Origin of the sequence: Lacticaseibacillus suilingensis, assembly GCF_016861845.1 — a bacterium.
Classification (GTDB): Bacteria; Bacillota; Bacilli; order Lactobacillales; family Lactobacillaceae; genus Lacticaseibacillus; species Lacticaseibacillus suilingensis.
In genome coordinates this window covers 38941-57709 of sequence record NZ_BOLV01000014.1, presented here as the reverse complement: position 1 = coordinate 57709, position 18769 = coordinate 38941, and the positions used below count along the sequence as shown (strand labels likewise).

At 53.8% G+C, this 18769-nt stretch carries 18 protein-coding genes; 13 read left to right on the top strand and 5 right to left on the bottom strand.

Annotated features, from left to right (window positions below):
• Positions 1–19: 19 nt before the first annotated feature.
• Together JUF11_RS09400 and JUF11_RS09395 are read right to left on the bottom strand one after the other, a co-directional pair.
• Complete coding sequence (locus tag JUF11_RS09400) at positions 20–532, bottom strand: LURP-one-related/scramblase family protein (protein WP_204119378.1); 513 nt, start codon at positions 530–532, stop codon at positions 20–22.
• The gene (locus tag JUF11_RS09395) at positions 516–1421 is read right to left on the bottom strand and encodes a Cof-type HAD-IIB family hydrolase (RefSeq protein WP_204119377.1); all 906 of its coding nucleotides are present in this window, start codon (positions 1419–1421) and stop codon (positions 516–518) included. Before JUF11_RS09395 ends, JUF11_RS09400 begins: the two co-directional genes overlap by 17 nt.
• A gap of 88 nt (positions 1422–1509) precedes the next feature.
• On the opposite strand from JUF11_RS09395, the gene JUF11_RS09390 reads away from it, so the two are divergent.
• The 3 genes from JUF11_RS09390 to tsaE all read left to right on the top strand — a co-directional run bounded on the left by JUF11_RS09390 (position 1510) and on the right by tsaE (position 3733).
• Positions 1510–2202, top strand: coding sequence for a uracil-DNA glycosylase (locus JUF11_RS09390; protein ID WP_204119376.1), 693 nt, complete (start codon positions 1510–1512; stop codon positions 2200–2202).
• Positions 2203–2288: 86 nt separating this feature from the next.
• The gene (gene pta, locus JUF11_RS09385; protein WP_204119375.1) at positions 2289–3266 is read left to right on the top strand and encodes a phosphate acetyltransferase; all 978 of its coding nucleotides are present in this window, start codon (positions 2289–2291) and stop codon (positions 3264–3266) included.
• A 14-nt stretch (positions 3267–3280) separates the two neighbouring features.
• Positions 3281–3733: a tRNA (adenosine(37)-N6)-threonylcarbamoyltransferase complex ATPase subunit type 1 TsaE gene (gene tsaE / locus JUF11_RS09380; protein WP_204119374.1), complete on the top strand. Its 453-nt coding sequence runs from the start codon at positions 3281–3283 to the stop codon at positions 3731–3733.
• Positions 3734–3783: 50 nt separating this feature from the next.
• Here the strand turns inward: tsaE and JUF11_RS09375 are convergent, their stop codons facing one another.
• Both JUF11_RS09375 and JUF11_RS09370 read right to left on the bottom strand, forming a co-directional pair.
• Positions 3784–4320, bottom strand: coding sequence for a 3'-5' exonuclease (locus JUF11_RS09375; RefSeq protein ID WP_204119373.1), 537 nt, complete (start codon positions 4318–4320; stop codon positions 3784–3786).
• Between the two features lies 1 nt (position 4321).
• The gene (locus JUF11_RS09370; RefSeq protein ID WP_204119372.1) at positions 4322–5089 is read right to left on the bottom strand and encodes an exodeoxyribonuclease III; all 768 of its coding nucleotides are present in this window, start codon (positions 5087–5089) and stop codon (positions 4322–4324) included.
• Between the two features lie 492 nt (positions 5090–5581).
• On the opposite strand from JUF11_RS09370, the gene murB reads away from it, so the two are divergent.
• The 10 genes from murB to JUF11_RS09320 all read left to right on the top strand — a co-directional run bounded on the left by murB (position 5582) and on the right by JUF11_RS09320 (position 15751).
• Positions 5582–6472 carry a UDP-N-acetylmuramate dehydrogenase gene (gene murB / locus JUF11_RS09365; protein WP_204119371.1) on the top strand — a complete coding sequence of 297 codons (891 nt, stop codon included), beginning with the start codon at positions 5582–5584 and terminating at the stop codon, positions 6470–6472.
• Between the two features lie 21 nt (positions 6473–6493).
• Positions 6494–8590 (top strand): cation:proton antiporter, encoded by a 2097-nt coding sequence (locus JUF11_RS09360; RefSeq protein ID WP_204119370.1) that lies wholly within the window; start codon positions 6494–6496, stop codon positions 8588–8590.
• Positions 8591–8604: 14 nt separating this feature from the next.
• Entirely contained in the window at positions 8605–9771 is a 1167-nt protein-coding gene (locus JUF11_RS09355) for a MalY/PatB family protein (RefSeq protein WP_204119369.1), read from the top strand.
• 211 nt (positions 9772–9982) lie between these two features.
• Entirely contained in the window at positions 9983–10522 is a 540-nt protein-coding gene (locus tag JUF11_RS09350) for a helix-turn-helix domain-containing protein (RefSeq protein WP_204119368.1), read from the top strand.
• A gap of 225 nt (positions 10523–10747) precedes the next feature.
• A complete protein-coding gene (locus tag JUF11_RS09345) occupies positions 10748–11836 on the top strand; it encodes an ABC transporter ATP-binding protein (RefSeq protein WP_125580880.1) in 1089 nt (362 codons plus the stop codon).
• Positions 11837–11843: 7 nt separating this feature from the next.
• Positions 11844–12662: an ABC transporter permease gene (locus JUF11_RS09340; protein WP_204119388.1), complete on the top strand. Its 819-nt coding sequence runs from the start codon at positions 11844–11846 to the stop codon at positions 12660–12662.
• The gene (locus JUF11_RS09335; protein ID WP_204119367.1) at positions 12659–13495 is read left to right on the top strand and encodes an ABC transporter permease; all 837 of its coding nucleotides are present in this window, start codon (positions 12659–12661) and stop codon (positions 13493–13495) included. Before JUF11_RS09340 ends, JUF11_RS09335 begins: the two co-directional genes overlap by 4 nt.
• Complete coding sequence (locus JUF11_RS09330; RefSeq protein WP_204119366.1) at positions 13479–14552, top strand: ABC transporter substrate-binding protein; 1074 nt, start codon at positions 13479–13481, stop codon at positions 14550–14552. Before JUF11_RS09335 ends, JUF11_RS09330 begins: the two co-directional genes overlap by 17 nt.
• A 104-nt stretch (positions 14553–14656) precedes the next feature.
• Complete coding sequence (locus tag JUF11_RS09325) at positions 14657–15421, top strand: epoxyqueuosine reductase QueH (protein ID WP_204119365.1); 765 nt, start codon at positions 14657–14659, stop codon at positions 15419–15421.
• Positions 15422–15490: 69 nt separating this feature from the next.
• Complete coding sequence (locus tag JUF11_RS09320; RefSeq protein ID WP_204119364.1) at positions 15491–15751, top strand: hypothetical protein; 261 nt, start codon at positions 15491–15493, stop codon at positions 15749–15751.
• Positions 15752–15801: 50 nt separating this feature from the next.
• Here the strand turns inward: JUF11_RS09320 and JUF11_RS09315 are convergent, their stop codons facing one another.
• The gene (locus tag JUF11_RS09315) at positions 15802–18585 is read right to left on the bottom strand and encodes a cation-translocating P-type ATPase (protein WP_204119363.1); all 2784 of its coding nucleotides are present in this window, start codon (positions 18583–18585) and stop codon (positions 15802–15804) included.
• Positions 18586–18769 lie beyond the last annotated feature (184 nt).

Here is an 18769-nt window from a genome sequence, read left to right as displayed (position 1 = left end):
GCGCAAGAGGTGGCTTGTTTTAGCCTAAGCCGTATGCAGGATTGCGCCGGCTAAGCGGGTTCGTTTGATGGACGAAGCGCCAGCGGTCCAGAATCGCGGCGACGAGCAGGCCGGCCGGGACGTTACGCGGATCCAAAATATCGATTTGGAACGTGCGGCTGGTGGCAGCACCGACTGCCGCAATGGTGGTGACGGTTTTGACGCCGTGGTAGATGTGATATTCATTGGCTAACAGATTACCGAAAATCAGCCAGTTCAAATCAGACACAAAGACAAACTCATGCCAGACGCCGAACAGCTTTTTGACGCTACCGGCTTTATGGCCATTCAGGGTCAAATCATAACGCGGCGACATGCCGACGCTGCGCTGGCGAATGTCGCCCAGCTCCTGACCGGCAATCGTGTGCAAGTTGATGCGGTCATTAGCGAGGCCGTGCTTACCATTAAGAATGTAAGCCGGCTGATTGTGGTGGTCTTTGACCACCGTCACGCCGGTATCATGGAGCGATTGCGCATCAATGTAGTAAATCATTGCGCTCACCTTGGCTTTCCGCTTGGTTGAGAGCAATGGCGCGTTGGATGGCCTTGGCCACGCCGTCTTCGCGGTTGGTCAACGTCGTGTGCCATGCCAGTTCTTTGATCAGCGGGATGGCGTTACCCATTGCGACGCTGTATTTGGCTTGCCTGATCATGGATTCATCATTGAGGTTATCGCCGATGGCCATGACCTCATCCATGGTGTAGCCGCGCTTTTGGGCATAAGCGGCGAGGGCCGGGCCTTTTTGCGCCTTGAGATCATTGATCTCAATGTTGCGCGCGCCGCTGGAAGTGACGACCAAACCGCCAAGTGCTTCGACGCGAGCTTTGACTGGGGCTAGGCCCGCTTGCTCATCATCGGAGAACACAATCACCTTGTAGGCTTCTAGCGCGGGGTCCGTGAACACTTCGCGGTAATCAGCAACGTAAGTGGTTTTGATTTGCTGAGTGCGGGCTTCGGCTTTTTGCCGGGCCGTGGCGACGCTCATGGTGGCATCCTGGCCGCGATACATCGCCATCAAATTGGCAATGCGCCCGGCCTTGGCATTAGAGATGACACCATCAGCGGCTTCCAGTTCATAGTAGAGGCCGCTGGCATCAAGCACGTCAAACAAGGCTTGCAGTTTGGCGTTGGTGAGCGGCACTTGGACAGTAATGGTTTCCGCTTCGTCATAGACCAACGCGCCATTAATCGTGATATAAGCTGGGTGCAGGTCATGGGCGAGCAGCTCGACTTGGGCTTGGGGTAGGTTGCGGCCCGTGGCGACAATGAACTCGATGCCGGCGGCTTGCGCCTGGCGAATGGCCGCGGCGTTTTTGGCAGACACTTCAATTTTATCGTTGAGCAAGGTGCCGTCCATATCGGACGCAATCAGTTTGATCATGCAAAAACCTCCATTCAGGCTCAATTTTAGCATAAAAGCGGATGCAAAGGCTGGAGGCTTTGAGTACACTAGAAGGCGGAGGTCGCTTATGAAAACACTGATTCATAATGATTGGCAGACCGTGCTCGCGCCGGTATTTGAAGGTCCCACCTATGCGCGGTTGCACCAGTTCCTCAAGCAGGAATATCAGACGCAAACCATTTATCCTGAAATGCATCATATTTTTCAGGCCTTTGAATGGACCCCATTTGAAGCCGTCAAGGTGGTGATTTTGGGTCAGGATCCGTACCATGGACCTAACCAGGCCGTCGGGGCCAGCTTTGCCGTGGCGCCAGGCATCGCCTTGCCGCCGTCGCTGCAAAATATCTACAAAGAGCTGCAAAGCGACCTCGGTTATCCGCCAGTGACGCATGGCTATCTGAAAAGCTGGGCGCAGCAAGGGGTCTTACTCCTCAACGCGGTGCTGACGGTGCGCGCCGGGCAGGCAAATTCGCACCGGGGCCAAGGCTGGGAAGAGTTGACTGACGCTGCCATTGCGGCGCTGTCAGATCGCGGCCGGGTGGTGTTCATCCTGTGGGGCAGCTCGGCGCGGGCTAAAACCAGCTTGATCGACCAGAGCAAAAACGCCATTATCACGTCGCCGCACCCCAGTCCCTTGTCGGCTTACCGCGGCTTTTTTGGCAGCAAGCCGTTTTCCAAAACGAACGCGCTGCTGACGCAAATGGGGGAGAGGCCCATCAATTGGCAGCTCCCGGCGCAGCCAGACCTGAGCAACCAGTAATTTATGAGTGCAAGCGGTAAAGAGGACTGATATGATAGAGGGCGAGCGTTGAAGGCGCTAACAATTCGCAATTTGGAGGGATCATCTTGGATTTATTTGAAAGCTTAGAGCAAAAGATTACGGGCAAAAACTTGTCGATTGTCTTTCCTGAAGGCAACGACGCACGGATTTTAGGCGCAGCGGTGCGCTTGGCCGCAGAAGGGCTGATTAAGCCAGTCCTGCTGGGCACCACCAGCGAGATTGCCGCCGTGGCTGAAGCGAAAGGGTTGGACATCAGCAAGCTGGAACTGCGTGATCCGCAAACCGATGCTATTTTGCCAGAAATGGCGCAGGCCTTTTTCGAACGGCGCAATGGTAAGGCCACCGAAGAACAGGCCCAAGCCATGGTCAAAGATCCGAATTACTTCGGCACGATGCTCGTGTACATGGGCAAGGCAGACGGGATGGTGTCTGGCGCCGTGCACTCCACGGCGGATACCGTGCGGCCTGCTTTGCAAATCATCAAGACCCGCCCTGGTGTTTCTCGAACCAGTGGCGCCTTCATCATGCAGCGCGGCCGCGACGAACGCTATCTGTTCGCCGACAATGCCATTAACATCGATCCTGATGCCCAGACCCTAGCCGAAACCGCCGTTGAATCGGCCAAAACGGCTAAACTGTTCGACATTGACCCAAAAGTGGCCATGTTGTCCTTCTCCACCAAGGGTTCGGCTAAGGCACCGCAAGTGGACAAAGTGATTGAGGCGACCAAGCTGGCCCATGAACTGGCCCCAGATTTGGCTTTGGATGGTGAATTGCAGTTTGACGCGGCCTTTGTCCCAACGGTGGCGAAGCTCAAGGCGCCTGATTCAAAGGTGGCAGGTTATGCGAACGTCTTTATCTTCCCCGACCTGCAATCTGGTAATATTGGTTACAAGATTGCCCAACGCCTCGGCGGCTTTGAAGCGATGGGGCCGATTTTGCAAGGCCTGAACAAGCCAGTCTCTGACCTGTCACGCGGCGCGAATGAAGAGGATGTGTACAAAGTCGCCATCATTACGGCGGCGCAGAATTTGATCAACTAAGGAGTCGTGATTGGATGGAATTTAGCGATGAAGCAAGTTTACAAGCCTTTGCCCAAAGCCTAGCGCCGCACTTGCAAGCAGGGGACATTCTGCTGCTGGATGGTGACCTGGGCGCCGGCAAAACCAGTTTTACTAAGGGGCTAGCGCGCGGACTTGGCATCGCGGATTACATCAAAAGTCCCACCTTCACCATTATCCGCGAGTATCCAGATGGCACTTTGCCGCTGTACCACATGGATCTGTACCGGCTGGAAAATGGTGGGGCTGGCGATCTGGGCTTAGAGGAATATTTTGAAGGCGATGGCGTGTCAGTCGTGGAATGGCCTGATTTTCTGGGTGAAGCCACGCCTGAGGACTACCTGCTCATTCACTTCCTCAAAGATCCTGATGACGATCACAAACGCACCTTGACCTTTGAAGCCGTGGGGCCCCGCGCCAAAGCGCTGCTGGCAACCATTCAGGCATAATTCAAAAACGTGCTCCTCACGCTGTTGGGAGGAGCACGTTTTTGAATCCGTTAAGCGGTGATTTTCAGCATGCTAGCTAAGGTCGCATCGCCGAATTGTTGTTCCTGAGCGAGCAGGATGCGGGCGCAGGCGTAACTGTCCTGCAACGCATTGTGGTGATGCGCCAGGGGGATGTGCAGCGCTGCGGACACGGTGTCCAGGCGGTGATTGGGCAGCTCAGGCATCAGGCGCTTAGCCGTGCGCGCGGTGTCAATCACCTGATAGCGCGGAACAGCCATGTCATAGCGCTCCAGCGTCCGTTTGAGCACCGACACGTCGAAGGGCGAATTGTGCGCTGTGACTAGGCGGGTAGGAGCGAAGAAGCTGGCGATATGCGGCCAGACCTGCGGAAAAGTCGGCTCACCGGCGACTTGGGCTTCCGTGATGCCATGGATCCGCACATTTTGGCTTTCGAAGGGCACCTCTGGGTCAATCAAGGTGTAGAAGCTATCCACCACTTGGCTTTGCCGCACCACCACTAAGGCCAAGGAGCAGGCACTGGCACGCTGGCGGTTAGCCGTTTCAAAATCCATTGCGATAAAATCCATTTTATTCTCCTAATAAATCAACGGTTTCCAGCTCAACTGGGCAGTGGTCAGAGCCGAGCACTTCATTGTGAATCTTGGCATCCTTGATGAACGGTACGAAATTGTCGCTGGCGACGAAATAGTCGATGCGCCAGCCGGCATTGCGGGAGCGAGCGCTGAAGCGATAGCTCCACCAAGAATACACGTCTTCAAGGTTCGGATAGAAATGGCGAAAGGTGTCAGTGAACCCTGCTTCCAGCTGGGTGGTGAAGTCGTTGCGTTCTTCGTCGGTGAAGCCGGCGTTATGGTGATTGGAACTCGGGTTTTTCAAATCAATTTCATGATGGGCGACATTCAAATCACCGCAGTAAACCAACGGCTTCTTGGCGGCCAGCGCCTTGGTGTAGGCCAGAAAGGCTTGGTCCCAGGCCTGCCGATAATCGAGGCGCTTCAATTCGCTTCCTGAATTCGGCGTGTAAACCGTGATCAGGTAAAATTTCGGATATTCCAACGTGATGACGCGGCCTTCATCATCAAACTCAGGCTGGCCGATGCCGTAAGTCACCGCCAGTGGTTCGTGCTTGGTGAAAATGGCGGTGCCAGAGTAGCCTTTGCGCTCGGCGTAGTTGAAGTATTGGTGGTAGCCCGGCAGGTCCAAGCTGGCTTGGCCTTCCTGCATCTTGGTTTCCTGGATGCAGAACCAATCAGCATCCAAGTCATTGAAGCTCGTCATAAAATCGTGTTTCAACACGGCGCGCAGCCCGTTGACGTTCCAAGAAATGAGTTTCATGAGCTCAACTTCCTTCTTCGGTATTTGCCCCTAGTATATAAGAAAAGGGTGGTCTGCTCAAATCACGGTTGGGCTCTTAAGTCACTGGGAAGGTAATCGGCTCTTGTCTAGTGCTGTGATAATTCAACATCTGGTGAAGGTACCTTCTTTATGTGTGTGCTGAATGCTACTTTAGATGGCGTATTTGAGGGTGGATGTAAGCATGGGGGTCGGACTGTTCCATGGCCCACAAATGTATACGGCGATTTAGATACTGCAGTGAACAACCACCGTAGGGCAGGGCGACCGGAGCTGGCATGGGCTCAGTGGTGAAATTGTTCTTTGCCAACTGGTTGGCTTAGAACAAGCCGCGACTTTGAGACTCGCAGAGGCTCAAAGCGCTGGCCACCACGTTCCAGCCCATGCCAACGGAGGTTGCCCGGCCCGACATTTCAACCGGATTCGGTGAGGGTATGCTAAACTAGACCTGTAAACTTTTTGCGGAGGCTAACCATGGCAGAAACCCTTGATGGTATTCGAATTTTAACGAACGAACCGCTTAGCCGGTATACCTTTACCCGCACCGGCGGGCCCGCGGATCAGCTGGCCTTTCCTAAGTCGGTGGCGGAAGTGCAGCGGTTGGTCGTGGCGGCTGAGGAACACGGTTGGCCGCTGACGGTGATTGGTAACGCCTCAAATTTAATCGTGCGGGATGGTGGTATTCGCGGGCTGACCTTGATTTTAACTGAGATGGCGGCTATCGAAGTCAACGGCACTACCGTCACGGCGCAAGCGGGCGCGCGGCTGATTGATACCACTGAAGCCGCTTATCGTGGTGGCTTATCTGGGTTTGAATTCGCCTGCGGGATTCCCGGGAGTATCGGCGGGGCCGTGTACATGAACGCTGGGGCGTATGGCGGCGAAATCAAAGACGTGCTAACGTCGGCGATAGTGCTGACGAAGGCCGGTAAAATCAAAACCTACGACAATACGGCGATGAATTTCAGTTATCGGCATAGTTTGGTGCAGGAAACTGGCGAAGTGGTGCTCAGTGCCACCTTCTCATTGATACCAGCGCCTAAGCCTGATATCCGGGCCCGGATGGACAAGCTCAATGCCCGCCGCGCTAGCAAACAGCCACTGGAATATCCTTCATGTGGTTCGGTGTTCAAGCGGCCAGTGGGGCATTATGTCGGCCCCATGATTCAGCAGGCCGGGCTGCAAGGGCATACGATTGGCGGGGCCCAGATTTCGATGAAGCATGCCGGGTTTATCGTCAATATTGCCCAGGCCACAGCGACGGATTACATGAACATGATTAAATATGTTCAAACTAATGTGTTTGCTAAGTTCGGGGTGCATCTGGAGCCGGAAGTGCGAATCATTGGTGAAACTGCCTCATAACCAGAAAGGAGTGGCGCATTCGTGCATCTAGTTGAAGCTGGACTGTTACTGATTAGTTTGGTCGTGGTCTCGAATGTCATCAGCCATTATTTAGTGGCTGTGCCAGTCTCCCTGATTCAAGCCGCGCTGGGGTTAGGCGCGGCTTTGTTGTTTCATGTCACGCTAGATATGCAAACCAGCTGGTTCATGGTGCTGTTCACAGCGCCACTGCTGTACAACGATGGCCGACGGTTCCCGCGGCGGGAGTTGTGGAATCTGCGAGGGCCGATTATTGGCAATGCCATTGTGCTGGTGTTTGTCATTACGTTCCTGGGCGGCTTTTTCCTGCACTGGTTGGTGCCGAAAATGCCGTTAGCGGCCAGCTTTGCGTTGGCGGCGATTATGGCGCCAACAGATCCGATTGCGGTTCAGTCGTTGGCGCAGCGGGTGCATTTGCCCAGCGGCTTGCTCCATTTGATCAGCGGGGAAAGCTTGATTAACGACGCTAGCGGTTTGATTGGGTTCAAATACGGGATTGCCGCCGCCATGACTGGGAGTTTTGTGCTGACGCAAGCGGTGGGCGACTTTCTGTATATTGCCATCATTGGGGCCCTGGCTGGGGCGGCGCTGATGGGGCTGATCAACCTACTGCGGCTGTGGTTGTTGCAGCAAGGCATTAACGATACGATTTTGCATACGGTGCTCCAATTAATCACGCCGTTTGTCATTTACCTAGTGGTGGATGATGGCCTCGGCGCGAGCGGTGTGATTGCCGTTGTGGTTGCTGGCCTATTGACCAATGTCGTCGGTAATCGGTACATTTCGGCGTTGCCTGAGCTGCGGATTGTGGCGGAAAAATCATGGGAGCTCCTAGTGTATGTACTCAATGGGCTGATTTTCTTGATTTTGGGGCTGGAGCTGCCGGTGGCGATGCGGATGACCATCGAAAGTCGTGAAGTGTCGACTTGGCAGGCCGTGCTGGATGTGGTGCTGGTCTACCTGGTGATGCTGGTGATCAGAACTTTGTGGACCTATGGTTACATGCTGGCGACGGCACACCGCCCCAATGCGGAAGCGCCAAGTTTGAAGTTGGCCTTGCTGAATGGGATTGCTGGCGTGCGCGGGGCGATTAGTTTGGTCGGCGTGCTGGCAGTACCAGTGGTGCTTGCCAATGGTCAGGCTTTTCCTGAGCGCAGTTTGATGTTGTTTATCGCCGCGGGGTATATCATTTTGAGCATGGTGGTGGCGACAGTGCTCTTGCCAATCATGACCAAGAACCGGGCGCCGCTGAAGTTGCGGGGTTCTAGCGTCAGCGAGGAGCCCGCAACGGCCACCGAGTCGGTGCGCCTAATTACTTTGCCGCAGGCGCAGCGTTACCTCTACCAAATGGCAGTGCGTAAACTGGAAAGTGAACGCCGGGAGGATAACCAAAAGCCGGTGCTGGATTTGATCACCGAGTATCAACACCTGATTCGGCGCATTGACTTGCAAGCTGATGATAGTGAAGGGTTGCCGCCGTTTGTGCAAGACGAGGTTGATCTGCGGTTGGTCGGATTAGCGGGCGAACTTGATGCACTAGAGGCCTTGAAACAAGCCGACGCCATTCAGCCCGGTACCTATCAGCGCTTTCAGCGCCGCTTGCAAGCCAAACAGCGCGATTTGCAAAGCATGACTGCGAAGCAAGGCACGGTGACCAGCCATATTGTTTGGGACCGCATTCGTTTTACCCTCGCCACCTGGTGGCAGCAGCTGCTGGCGACGCGCGTTAAGCAGCCAGCACGCTACCATGAGCGGCTGGCGGTGGAAAAAGCGCTGGCCAAAGGCGGTTTGAAGGCCGTGAGTGCTTTCCTCCGGCGACCGGAAAACCGGGCGCATCACTACAATCGTCAGGTGATTTATGCCTTGATTGTGCAGTATCGTAGCCGAATTGCCACGGTGAAAGCCAAGACCACGCATAAAAGTATGCAGTATGAAAAGGAAATGGCGCGTTTGCGGACGCTGGCTTTGGCGGCGGAACGCGCGGCGATTCATGAATTGCGGGAACAAGGCTATATCAATACCAGCTTAGCCCAGCGTCTGATTCAAGGCGTGAATTATACGGAGAATGCGGCCGCCATGGCTGAACTGGAAGATTCATAAGGAGGAATGCAGGCATGTTTGACGAAATCATCAACCGTCGTGGGAGCAATTCAATCAAGTGGCAGGTACAACCAGGCGAATTGCCGATGTGGATTGCCGATATGGATTTTGCCACGGCGCCAGCGGTGGTCGCGGCGATGAAAGCCAAAGTTAACAGCGGCGTTTTTGGCTATGAAGAGGTGCCGGCGGCGTATTTCACGGCTGTCGCTGATTGGTATGAGCAGCGTGACCACCAGCGTCCGGACCCGGCTTGGATGAGTTTTGCCAGCGGGGTGATGCCAGCGATTGGGGCGATGATTCGCCAGCTGACTCAGCCCGGCGATCAAATCGTGGTGCAGGCCCCTGTGTACAATATGTTTTTCTCGACCATTGCTGTCAATGGCCGCACCGCTGCCTCGGCGGACTTAAGCTATAATCCGCAAACGGCGCGCTATGCGATTGACTTTGACCGGCTCGAGTCGGTGTTGGCCCAGCCAGCGAGCACACTGATGCTGCTGTGCAATCCGCATAATCCAATCGGTAAAGCATGGTCCAAGGCCGACCTTACTCAGATTGCCACGCTGTGCGTGAAGCATCACGTCCGGCTGATTGCCGATGAAATTCACGGTGATTTGGTCTTCGGGGAGCCGGCGTACACGCCGGTCTTCAGCTTGCCTGATGAGCTGCGGGCCAACAGCATCGTCTGTGTTTCGCCGTCCAAAACCTTCAACTTGGCTGGTATTCACGCGGCCACGGTGATGGTGCCAGATGCCGCCTTGCATGCCCAGGTGGACCGGGCGCTGGCCACGGCGCAAGTGGCCGAGCCCAACGCTTTGGCCACGACGGCGACCATCGCCGCCTACACCCAAGGCGGCCAGTGGCTCGATGCCTTGAAAGCGCAACTGACCACTAATCGCCAGACGCTGGCCACCTGTCTGGCTACGCAGCTCCCAAGTGTGCGGTTGGCCTCAGAGAATGCCACCTACTTGGCCTGGCTCGATATCAGTCAGGTGAGTGCGGATAGTGCGGCTTTTTGCCAGTGGCTCCGAGCGGAAACCGGCCTGATCTTGGCCGCAGGGGACGCCTACCACGGTAATGGTGCTCACTTCCTGCGGCTAAATCTGGCCTGCCCGCCGCAAATGTTGGATGATGGGTTGCAGCGCCTAGTCGCTGGCGTGACTAAGTATCCGCACGCTTCGTAGGGTTTCATCCCGCACCGCTTCACCTGGCTCATGCTAGCAAGGTGAAGCGGTGTTTTTTTGTATGGTGACTTGAACATGTGAAACCGGTCACAATTTTTCTTGTAAAAAGTTGGCACTGCCGCTTGAAATTCGCTTCATACCCAGTATAATTAGCAAAGCGTACTAAACTTTTAGTTTAGTTTAACGAAACTTGCGTTGTGGAGGTGACTAGATGGATATAGGCCAAAAAATCCGGGATCTGCGAATTCAGAAGAATTTGACTCAAGAAGAACTAGGCGAGCGCACTGATTTAACTAAGGGGTACATCTCCCAGTTGGAACATAATCAAAGCTCACCGTCGATGGAAACCTTCTTCGACTTATTAAACGTCTTGGGTCAAACGCCGGCTGAATTTTTCACCGAAGACCAAACTCAGCAGCTGGTGTATCCAGTGGGTGATCAGGTTGAATATGAGGACGAAGAGCGCGGCTATTTATTGCGCTGGCTGGTCCCGGAATCCAATGAAAACGAAATGGAGCCGGTGCGCATTGAATTCAACGAAGGCGGAGAATTCAAAACCTTCGAACCTTCGCCGGCGGAAACTTTTATTTATGTCATGAAAGGGCGCGTCACGCTCCAGCTAGGTCACCACACGTACAGCGCCAAGCGAGGAGAGACCATCTACTTTCACGCCACCCAGCAGCACCGCATCGTCAACGCCGCCAAAGGCCCGTCGACGATTCTGCTGGTCGCAACCGCGTCGTATTTATAACAGGCTGCGGAGCGCAACTATGAAGGCTGCGGAGCGGGGACGGTTTTAGCTCGACAAATAGCCTAGCTTTAGGCATTGCCGCTGAATTTTGGCGGCGAAGCCTGAAGCGTAGCTATTTGCTCGAGCGTTGTCCTGCGGAGCGCAACTAGAAGCTGTGGAGCGGGACGCTTTTAGTCCGTCGCCAGCACACGTCAGGGGATGCATCGAGGATTAGGGGGAATCAGATTGAGCAATACCATCATCGAACTGCAACATGTCAGCAAGCAATATGGTGACACTGAAGTTTTAAAAGATATCAATATCGAAATCGAACAAGGCAAGTTTTATACCTTACTGGGCCCGAGTGGCTCCGGTAAAACCACGATTCTGCGGGCGATTGCCGGCTTTTTGGATCCGACCAAAGGGGATGTGCTGTTCAATGGTCAGCGCATCAATGATATCCCGGCTAACGAGCGCAAAGTGAACACCGTGTTCCAGGACTATGCACTGTTCCCGCATTTGAATGTGTTTGAAAACGTGGCATACGGCTTGCGGGTCCAAAAAATCGCCAAGGCCGACATCGAAACGCGCGTGGATGCGGCGTTGAAAATGGTCCGGCTCAATGGCTTAGCGGATCGAGAAATCTCTGAATTATCTGGTGGCCAGCAACAGCGGGTCGCCATAGCCCGCGCCATTGTCCTGGAACCAGAGGTGCTCCTGCTGGACGAGCCACTGTCAGCGCTGGATGCCAAGCTGCGCAAGGATATGCAATATGAATTGCGCGAATTGCAGCAGCGCCTCGGCATCACGTTCTTGTTCGTGACGCATGACCAAGAAGAGGCGCTGGCGCTGTCCGACGAAATCTTCGTGATGAATGACGGCGAAGTGCAGCAATCCGGCACCCCGGTGGACATTTACGATGAACCGGTCAACCACTTTGTCGCCGACTTTATTGGCGAAAGTAATATCGTGGCTGGTCACATGGTGCAGGACTACTTGGTGGAATTCAACGGCAAGCAGTTTGAATGTGCCGATGCCGGCATGCGCCCCAACGAATCCGTTGAGGTCGTGCTCCGGCCGGAAGACCTCGACATCACGGCCCTTGGCGGCGGCAAGGTGACGGTGGATGTGGACACGCAGTTATTCCGTGGTGATTACTATGAAATCGTGGCCTACGATGATGCTAAAAATGAATGGTTGATTCACTCCACCAACCCGGCCAAAGATGGTGAACGCGTCGACTTGACCTTTGATCCGGAAGACATTCACGTGATGCGCCTGAACGAATCGGAGGAGGACTTCGACGCCCGACTGGAAAGCTACGAAGGGGAATAGGGGGCCGCTGATGAAAAAAACCACCAATCTGGCCTTCTATGTGCCATATATCCTCTGGATTTTACTGTTTGTCATTGCGCCGATGCTGCTGATTGTTTATCAATCCTTCTTTAACATTGAAGGTCAGTTCACCTTCAGCAATTATGCGACTTATTTTCATTCCAGCACCTACATCATGATGACCATCAACTCGGTGTGGTATGCCTTCCTGATTACCGCGCTGACGTTGGTGATTTCCTATCCGGCGGCTTACCTGCTGCACTACGCGAAGCATAAAGAGCTGTGGTTGCTGTTGATCATTTTGCCGACCTGGATCAACTTGTTGCTGAAAGCTTATGCCTTTATTGGCATTTTCAGCCAGGATGGCGGCATCAATACCTTCCTCCAGATGATGGGGCTGGGCACGCACCAGTTCTTGTTCACGGATTTCTCCTTCATTTTCGTGGCGAGTTACATCGAAATTCCGTTTATGATTTTGCCGATTTTTAATGGGATTGAGGAACTGAATGAAGGTTTGGTCAACGCCAGTCGCGACCTGGGGGCCAAGTGGTGGCAGACTTTCACCCGCGTGATTTTGCCGCTGACCATGAGTGGCGTCAAAAGCGGGGTCCAGGCCGTGTTCATTCCAAGTCTGAGCTTATTCATGCTCACCCGCTTGATTGGCGGTAATCGGGTCATCACCTTGGGGACCGCGATTGAAGAACACTTCCTGACCACCATGAACTGGGGGATGGGCTCAACCATCGGGGTCATCTTGATCATTGCGATGGTCGTGATCATGTTCCTGACTGGTGAACGGAAGAAGAAAGGAGGCCGCCGGGCATGAAGTCACTGAAAAAATGGAAATGGACTAATCTCTATTTGATTTTTGTCTTCATCATGTTGTATGTCCCAATTGCTTACCTGATTTTCTACTCGTTTTCGGCAGGGGATACCATGAGCAACTTTCATGGCTTCACCTGGACCCATTACCAGGAACTGTTCGCTGACACCCGGATGATTCAAATTGTGGTGGATACGTTGATGCTGGCCTTGCTCTCCAGCCTGATTGCGACGATTGTTGGCACGCTAGGGGCGCTGGCGATTAGCCGTACCAGTCGGCCAGTGGTCAAAAACTCGATTCTCTCGCTGAACAACATTCTGATGGTGTCGCCGGATGTCATCATCGGCGCCAGTTTTCTGATTTTCTTCACCGCGCTGCACATTCCGCTAGGGTTCTTGTCCGTCCTGCTGAGCCATATCGCCTTTTCCATTCCGATTGTGGTGCTGATGGTGCTGCCGCGGCTGCAGGAAATGAGCAACACGATGCTGGATGCAGCCCGTGATTTGGGCTCCACCAACTTGCAGGTGTTGACCCGCGTCATCATGCCGTTCATCACGCCTGGGATTTTAAGCGGCTTCTTCATGGCCTTCACTTACTCGCTAGATGATTTTGCCGTCACCTTCTTCGTCACCGGCAACGGCTTTGAAACCCTGTCCGTTGAAATCTATGCCCGGGCGCGTCAAGGCATCAGCCTGGAAATCAATGCGCTGTCTGGCGTGATGTTCCTGTTCTCCTTGGTGCTGGTAGTGGGGTACTACTTCATCCAGCGCGGCACCAAGTCGCATAAGGCGAAGCTAAAAGCAAAGGGGGCAGTCACCAATGAAGCGACTCATTAGCATGGCCGCCATTATCTTGGCTGCGGTGCTCGGCTTGGCCTTCTGGAGCCACTCTTTGGCCAAAGCGCAAGGCGCCACCGGCGATAACACGTTGAACCTGGCGAACTGGGGCGATTACATCGACCCGGCTTTGATTAAAAAGTTTGAAAAGCAAACGGGCTACCATGTCAATTTGGAAACCTTTGACTCGAACGAGGCGATGTACACCAAGATTCAGCAAGGCGGGACTTCCTATGATTTGACGGTGCCTTCTGAATACATGGTCGAAAAAATGCGTAACGCCAAGATGCTGGTGCCACTGGATAAGAGCAAACTCAAAGACCTCAGTAATTTCGGCGCGTTGTACATGAACCGCTCCTTTGATCCCGGCAATAAGTACAGCCTGCCGTATTTCTGGGGCACCTTGGGGATCATTTACAACGACAAGTTTGTTAAGCCTGGTGAAATCCAACACTGGAATGACTTGTGGAAGAGTAAATATCGCGACAACATCATGCTGATTGACTCGGCGCGCGACATCATGGGCTTTTCCCTGCGGTCGATGGGTAAGTCGATGAACACCACGGATCCGAACACCCTGGCCTTGGCCAAGGCGAAGCTTGATCAGATGTCACCGAATGTTAAAGCCGTGGTGGCCGATGAAATCAAGATGTACATGGCCGCCGATGAATCGGCGCTGGCGGTGGACTGGTCAGGGGAAGCGGCGGATATGATGGCCAATAACTCGCATCTGCACTATGTGGTGCCGAGTGAAGGCTCGAACTTGTGGTTTGACAATTTGGTCATCCCTAAGACTGCGAAGCACTTCAAGGCCATTTATGCGTTCTTGAATTTCCTCACGAATGCCAAAAATGCGGCGCAGAACGCGGATTACGTCGGGTATTCTACCCCCAATGTAGCGGCGCTGAAGTTGCTACCCAAAGCGGTGCGTAACGATAAGCAGTTCTATCCAGATGAGGATGTTATCAAGAAGTCTGAAGTGTATAGTGACTTAGCCCCGAAGACAGTAGGGCTGTACAACGATCTATACTTGGAATTTAAAATGTACCGGAAGTAGTGTCAAATGCCGAGGTGCGGCGCCAGTCGTCCTCGGTTTTTGCTTGCCCGCAAATTGTCTTCGCGACTGAGTTTTTGTATACTTAGGCCACGGAGGCGAGACGGATGTTGGAATACGCAGAAATTGCCAGTCAATTCGAAAAAGACCAAAAAATCAATTTTGACCTGATTTTGCAAGAGGTCATCAAGGGCTGGCAGGAACAAAAGCTGCGTCCGCGCCTGTTGATGCACGCTTGTTGCGCGCCTTGTAGCACCTACACGCTGGAATATCTCACCCAGTTTGCTGATGTGACGATCTTCTTCTTCAACCCCAATATTCATCCGCGGATGGAGTATGAGCGGCGTAAGCTAGTGCAACAGCAGTTTATTCTTGATTTTAACGCCCGGACGCACAACCAGGTTCAGTTTATCAGCGCCGACTACAAGCCCAGCGATTGGCTGGCGCAAACCAAGACGCTGAAGAATGAACCAGAAGGCGGCGCGCGCTGCCGCGTCTGCTATGATTTTCGGCTGGATGCGGTGGCGGCCAAGGCGCAGGAATTGGGCTTTGACTACTTTGGTAGCACGCTGACCATTTCGCCGAACAAGAATGCGCAGTGGATCAACGAAGGCGGGCTGGAAATTCAGCATCTGTACAATGTGGCTTACCTGCCGAGTGACTTCAAAAAGCGTGGCGGCTATGCCCGATCGGTGCAGATGTGCAAGGACTACAATGTCTATCGCCAGTGCTATTGCGGCTGTTTGTTTGCGGCCAAGGCGCAAGGCATCGACCTGGCTGCCATCAACCGCGAGGCTACCAAGTATGTGGCGGCCCACGAAGCGGATGATTTCTCACCGATTCAATTTCACATTGCCGAACAGGCAAATTAAAGTGAAGGGTTGAACCTTGTTTTCCCTTGCTCAACGTTTTACACTTTGAGCAGTAGAGGAGGCGAGAACATGGCAACAGATCCAATTTCGACCCCAACGGCTTTGGGCGTGGATTATCTTTTGACCTTCACGGCCGCGCCAGCAGAACGCTCGGTGCGGCTGGCGCTCGATCCTGTGGTCACTTATCTACGGCGCTATCAAGATGGCTATCGGTTCAATTCATTACTGGGCCCGACCAGCTTGAAGGTGCGCTTGCAGCATGCCTTGACCCTGACTCCTGACCAATTTCAATTACGCTCCACTAGTGCCGCGTTTGACCGGCGGTACTGAGGGCAGACAAAAACCCAGCCACTTTGGCTGGGTTTTTTCGTTTGCTAGACTTAATCGGCGGCGTCGGCAAGCGGATCATTGCGCCGCGCTAAGCGTTTGCGAATTTCCTCGATTAACACAATCGGGAACGGAATGATGAACAGGAACAGCCAATCACCAGGGTTGAGGACCGTGGTATTGAACAATTCTTGCACCCCAGGCGTCACGGTCAGGAAGGCAAACAAGACGATTTCAAAGGCAATCCCATACCAGACGCGCCGGTTGCTGAACAACCCCACTTTGAACACTGAAGCCATGTTGGTCCGGCAGTTCAAGGCATTGGCGATCTGGGAGAAGACAATCGCGCCAAGGACCATGGTGGTCGCCCGCGCATAGACATTGCCGCTGGCAGCCAGGGCCACGTTAGGCCAACCGTTTTGGTAGTTGACGAAGAAGTAGGCGGCGGTGGAAATCACACTGGAGATCAAGCCATACCAGGCAAAGGCCTTCCAGATGACCCGCTTACTCAAGAGGTGCGCGTTTTTGGCGCGCGGCGGCTGGTGCATGATGCCAGGCTCCGCTTTTTCAGAACCCAGCCCCAGCGCTGGCAGCATGTCCGTCCCTAAGTCGACAGTCAAAATCTGCATCACCGTCATAGGCAGCGGAATCAGCCCACCAGAGAACAGGAACAGCGCAGAAGGAATGGCTTCAGGCACGTTGGAGGTCAAAATGTAGGTCAGGAACTTCTGCAAGTTGGCGTACACCGTGCGGCCTTCTTCAATCGCGGCCACGATCGAGGCGAAGTTGTCATCGGTCAAAATCATATCCGCCGCATCCTTCGCCACGTCGGTCCCGGTCACACCCATGGCAACGCCGATATCGGCCTTTTTGAGGGCGGGGGCATCGTTGACGCCATCACCAGTGGAAGCAACGATTTCACCGTTCTTTTGCAAGGTGGAAACGATCTTGTACTTCTGTTCAGGGGCAACCCGGGCGAAAATGATTTCGCCTTTCAAGGTGTCTTGCAACTGGTCTTCAGTCATGGCATCCAATTCGGTGCCGGTAACGACGCGGGCTTGGTCCGAGGTCAGGCCAATTTTAACGGCGATGGACTTCGCTGTTAACGTGGAGTCCCCAGTCACCATGATGATCTTAATGTTGGCTTCGTGGCACTTGCGCACCGCTTCGTAGATTTCTGGGCGCGGTGGGTCAGCCATGACGGTCAAGCCGACGAAGGTCAAATGGTTTTCGGCGTCTTCGATGGTCATTTTGTCCAGCTGACTGGCGGTATCGGCTTCAGCGGGGAACTCACGGTAGGCGGCAGCCAGGCTACGTAAGCCTAACTTCGCGTACTTGTTGTTGGCAGCGTTGATCGCGCGGCGGTCATCTTCGGTGATCGGCCGCACTTTACCATCGACTTGAATCGTGTCGCACTGGTGCACCGTGTCGCTTAATGAGCCTTTGACGCACAGCATCAGGGTTTGATCATCGAGGCGGTGCACCGTACTCATGCGCTTACGGTCGGAGTCAAAAGGAAACTCTTTCAGCCGCGGAGTTTTGGCGGTAGCGGCCGCGAGATCAAAGCCGGCTTTTTCGGCTAAAATCACCAAAGCGGCTTCGGTTGGTGTGCCGAGAATTTTCGGCTTACCACTGTCTTTGTCTTGCTGCACCTGGGTATCGTTATTCAGCGAAGCCACCCGTACCAGCAGAGCCAATTCCGGCTCGGTGGTCGGGTCAACGCGCTTGCCATCCAGTTCGATGTGGCCGTTGTTCACATAGCCTTGGCCGGTGATTTTGTATTCCTTACTCCGAGTCCAAACGTGATTGACGGTCATTTGGTTTTGCGTCAGGGTCCCAGTCTTATCCGAGCAGATCACCGTGGTTTCGCCCAGGGTTTCAACGGAATTCAGATCCTTCACCAGTGCATGCTTTTTGGCCATGCGGGTGACGCCTTGGGCTAAACTCAAGGTGACAGTTGGCAGGAGGCCTTCAGGAATGAACGCGACGATCATCCCTAAGGCGAAAATGAACGCCTTGGCAGCTGGATAGTGGACAAAGAAAATCGCCGAGATGAAAAAGGCAATCCCAATGGCAATGGCAATCATAGAAATCTGCCGGGTCAGGTGATCCAGCTCAATGGCGAGGGGACTCTTGACCTTCTTTTGCTGCTGGGTCAAAGCAGCGATTTTCCCGAACTCGGTGTTCATGCCGGTGGCAATCGCGACCGCTTTGCCGGTGCCGGCGCCGATGGTGGTACCGGCATAAATCAGGTTGGACTCGGCGAATTGGCCTTCGCCCGGGTCGTATTTCACTTCTTTGGATTCTGGGACGGATTCACCGGTCAGCGCACTTTGATCGACTTGCATGGAAGTCGCTTCAAGCAAGCGTGCATCGACCGGAATGGCGTTACCGGCTTGCAACAGGAAGACATCACCTGGCACCAAGGCCGTGGCGTCTTTTTGTTGCACCTTACCATCGCGATAAACCTGCGTGTAAGTGGGCAACATCGCCATTAAGGAGTCGGTGGCTTTTTTGGCTTGGAATTGCTGCCAGAAACTGAAGACCCCATTAATGATGTTCACGAGCCAAATGGCAATCCCTAGCTCCATGGTGCCACTGATCATCGCGACCAGCCCTGACACCCAAAGCAAAATCGCCATCAGGCTCCCAAAGTTTTTGATAAAGGCCTTAAATTGCGATTCCCCTTGGGTGTGGGTAATCGTGTTTTCCCCGTATTGAGCTAAACGCTTTTGCGCCTCAGCCTCAGTAATGCCGGTGTTCGTGCTGTCAAGATCCTTCAGCACTTCTGCCGACGTCTGGGTCGCATATTGCGTCCGCTTATCTGTTGCAGTCATCTTTCTAACCTCCACATGATTGAGTCGCCTCAATCAAAGATCGGCCTGCTGACGCAGGCCATTCCCCCTAGAGCCTTGCATGGTTCCAGTATATAGAGCTATTCTAACGCTTTGCACTTAATTGAACACCTTTTCTCGGTAAAATTCGCAAAACCAAATCGGCCACCACCAAAAAGGCCAGCCA

Bases quoted from the DNA above. Each gene is read 5' to 3' on its own strand.
- JUF11_RS09400 (WP_204119378.1), bottom strand. From the start codon at position 532: ATGATTTACTACATTGATGCGCAATCGCTCCATGATACCGGCGTGACG.
- JUF11_RS09395 (WP_204119377.1), bottom strand. From the start codon at position 1,421: ATGATCAAACTGATTGCGTCCGATATGGACGGCACCTTGCTCAACGAT.
- JUF11_RS09390 (WP_204119376.1), top strand. From the start codon at position 1,510: ATGAAAACACTGATTCATAATGATTGGCAGACCGTGCTCGCGCCGGTA.
- tsaE (WP_204119374.1), top strand. From the start codon at position 3,281: ATGGAATTTAGCGATGAAGCAAGTTTACAAGCCTTTGCCCAAAGCCTA.
- JUF11_RS09375 (WP_204119373.1), bottom strand. From the start codon at position 4,320: ATGGATTTTATCGCAATGGATTTTGAAACGGCTAACCGCCAGCGTGCC.
- JUF11_RS09370 (WP_204119372.1), bottom strand. From the start codon at position 5,089: ATGAAACTCATTTCTTGGAACGTCAACGGGCTGCGCGCCGTGTTGAAA.
- murB (WP_204119371.1), top strand. From the start codon at position 5,582: ATGGCAGAAACCCTTGATGGTATTCGAATTTTAACGAACGAACCGCTT.
- JUF11_RS09355 (WP_204119369.1), top strand. From the start codon at position 8,605: ATGTTTGACGAAATCATCAACCGTCGTGGGAGCAATTCAATCAAGTGG.
- JUF11_RS09350 (WP_204119368.1), top strand. From the start codon at position 9,983: ATGGATATAGGCCAAAAAATCCGGGATCTGCGAATTCAGAAGAATTTG.
- JUF11_RS09335 (WP_204119367.1), top strand. From the start codon at position 12,659: ATGAAGTCACTGAAAAAATGGAAATGGACTAATCTCTATTTGATTTTT.
- JUF11_RS09330 (WP_204119366.1), top strand. From the start codon at position 13,479: ATGAAGCGACTCATTAGCATGGCCGCCATTATCTTGGCTGCGGTGCTC.
- JUF11_RS09325 (WP_204119365.1), top strand. From the start codon at position 14,657: ATGTTGGAATACGCAGAAATTGCCAGTCAATTCGAAAAAGACCAAAAA.
- JUF11_RS09320 (WP_204119364.1), top strand. From the start codon at position 15,491: ATGGCAACAGATCCAATTTCGACCCCAACGGCTTTGGGCGTGGATTAT.
- JUF11_RS09315 (WP_204119363.1), bottom strand. From the start codon at position 18,585: ATGACTGCAACAGATAAGCGGACGCAATATGCGACCCAGACGTCGGCA.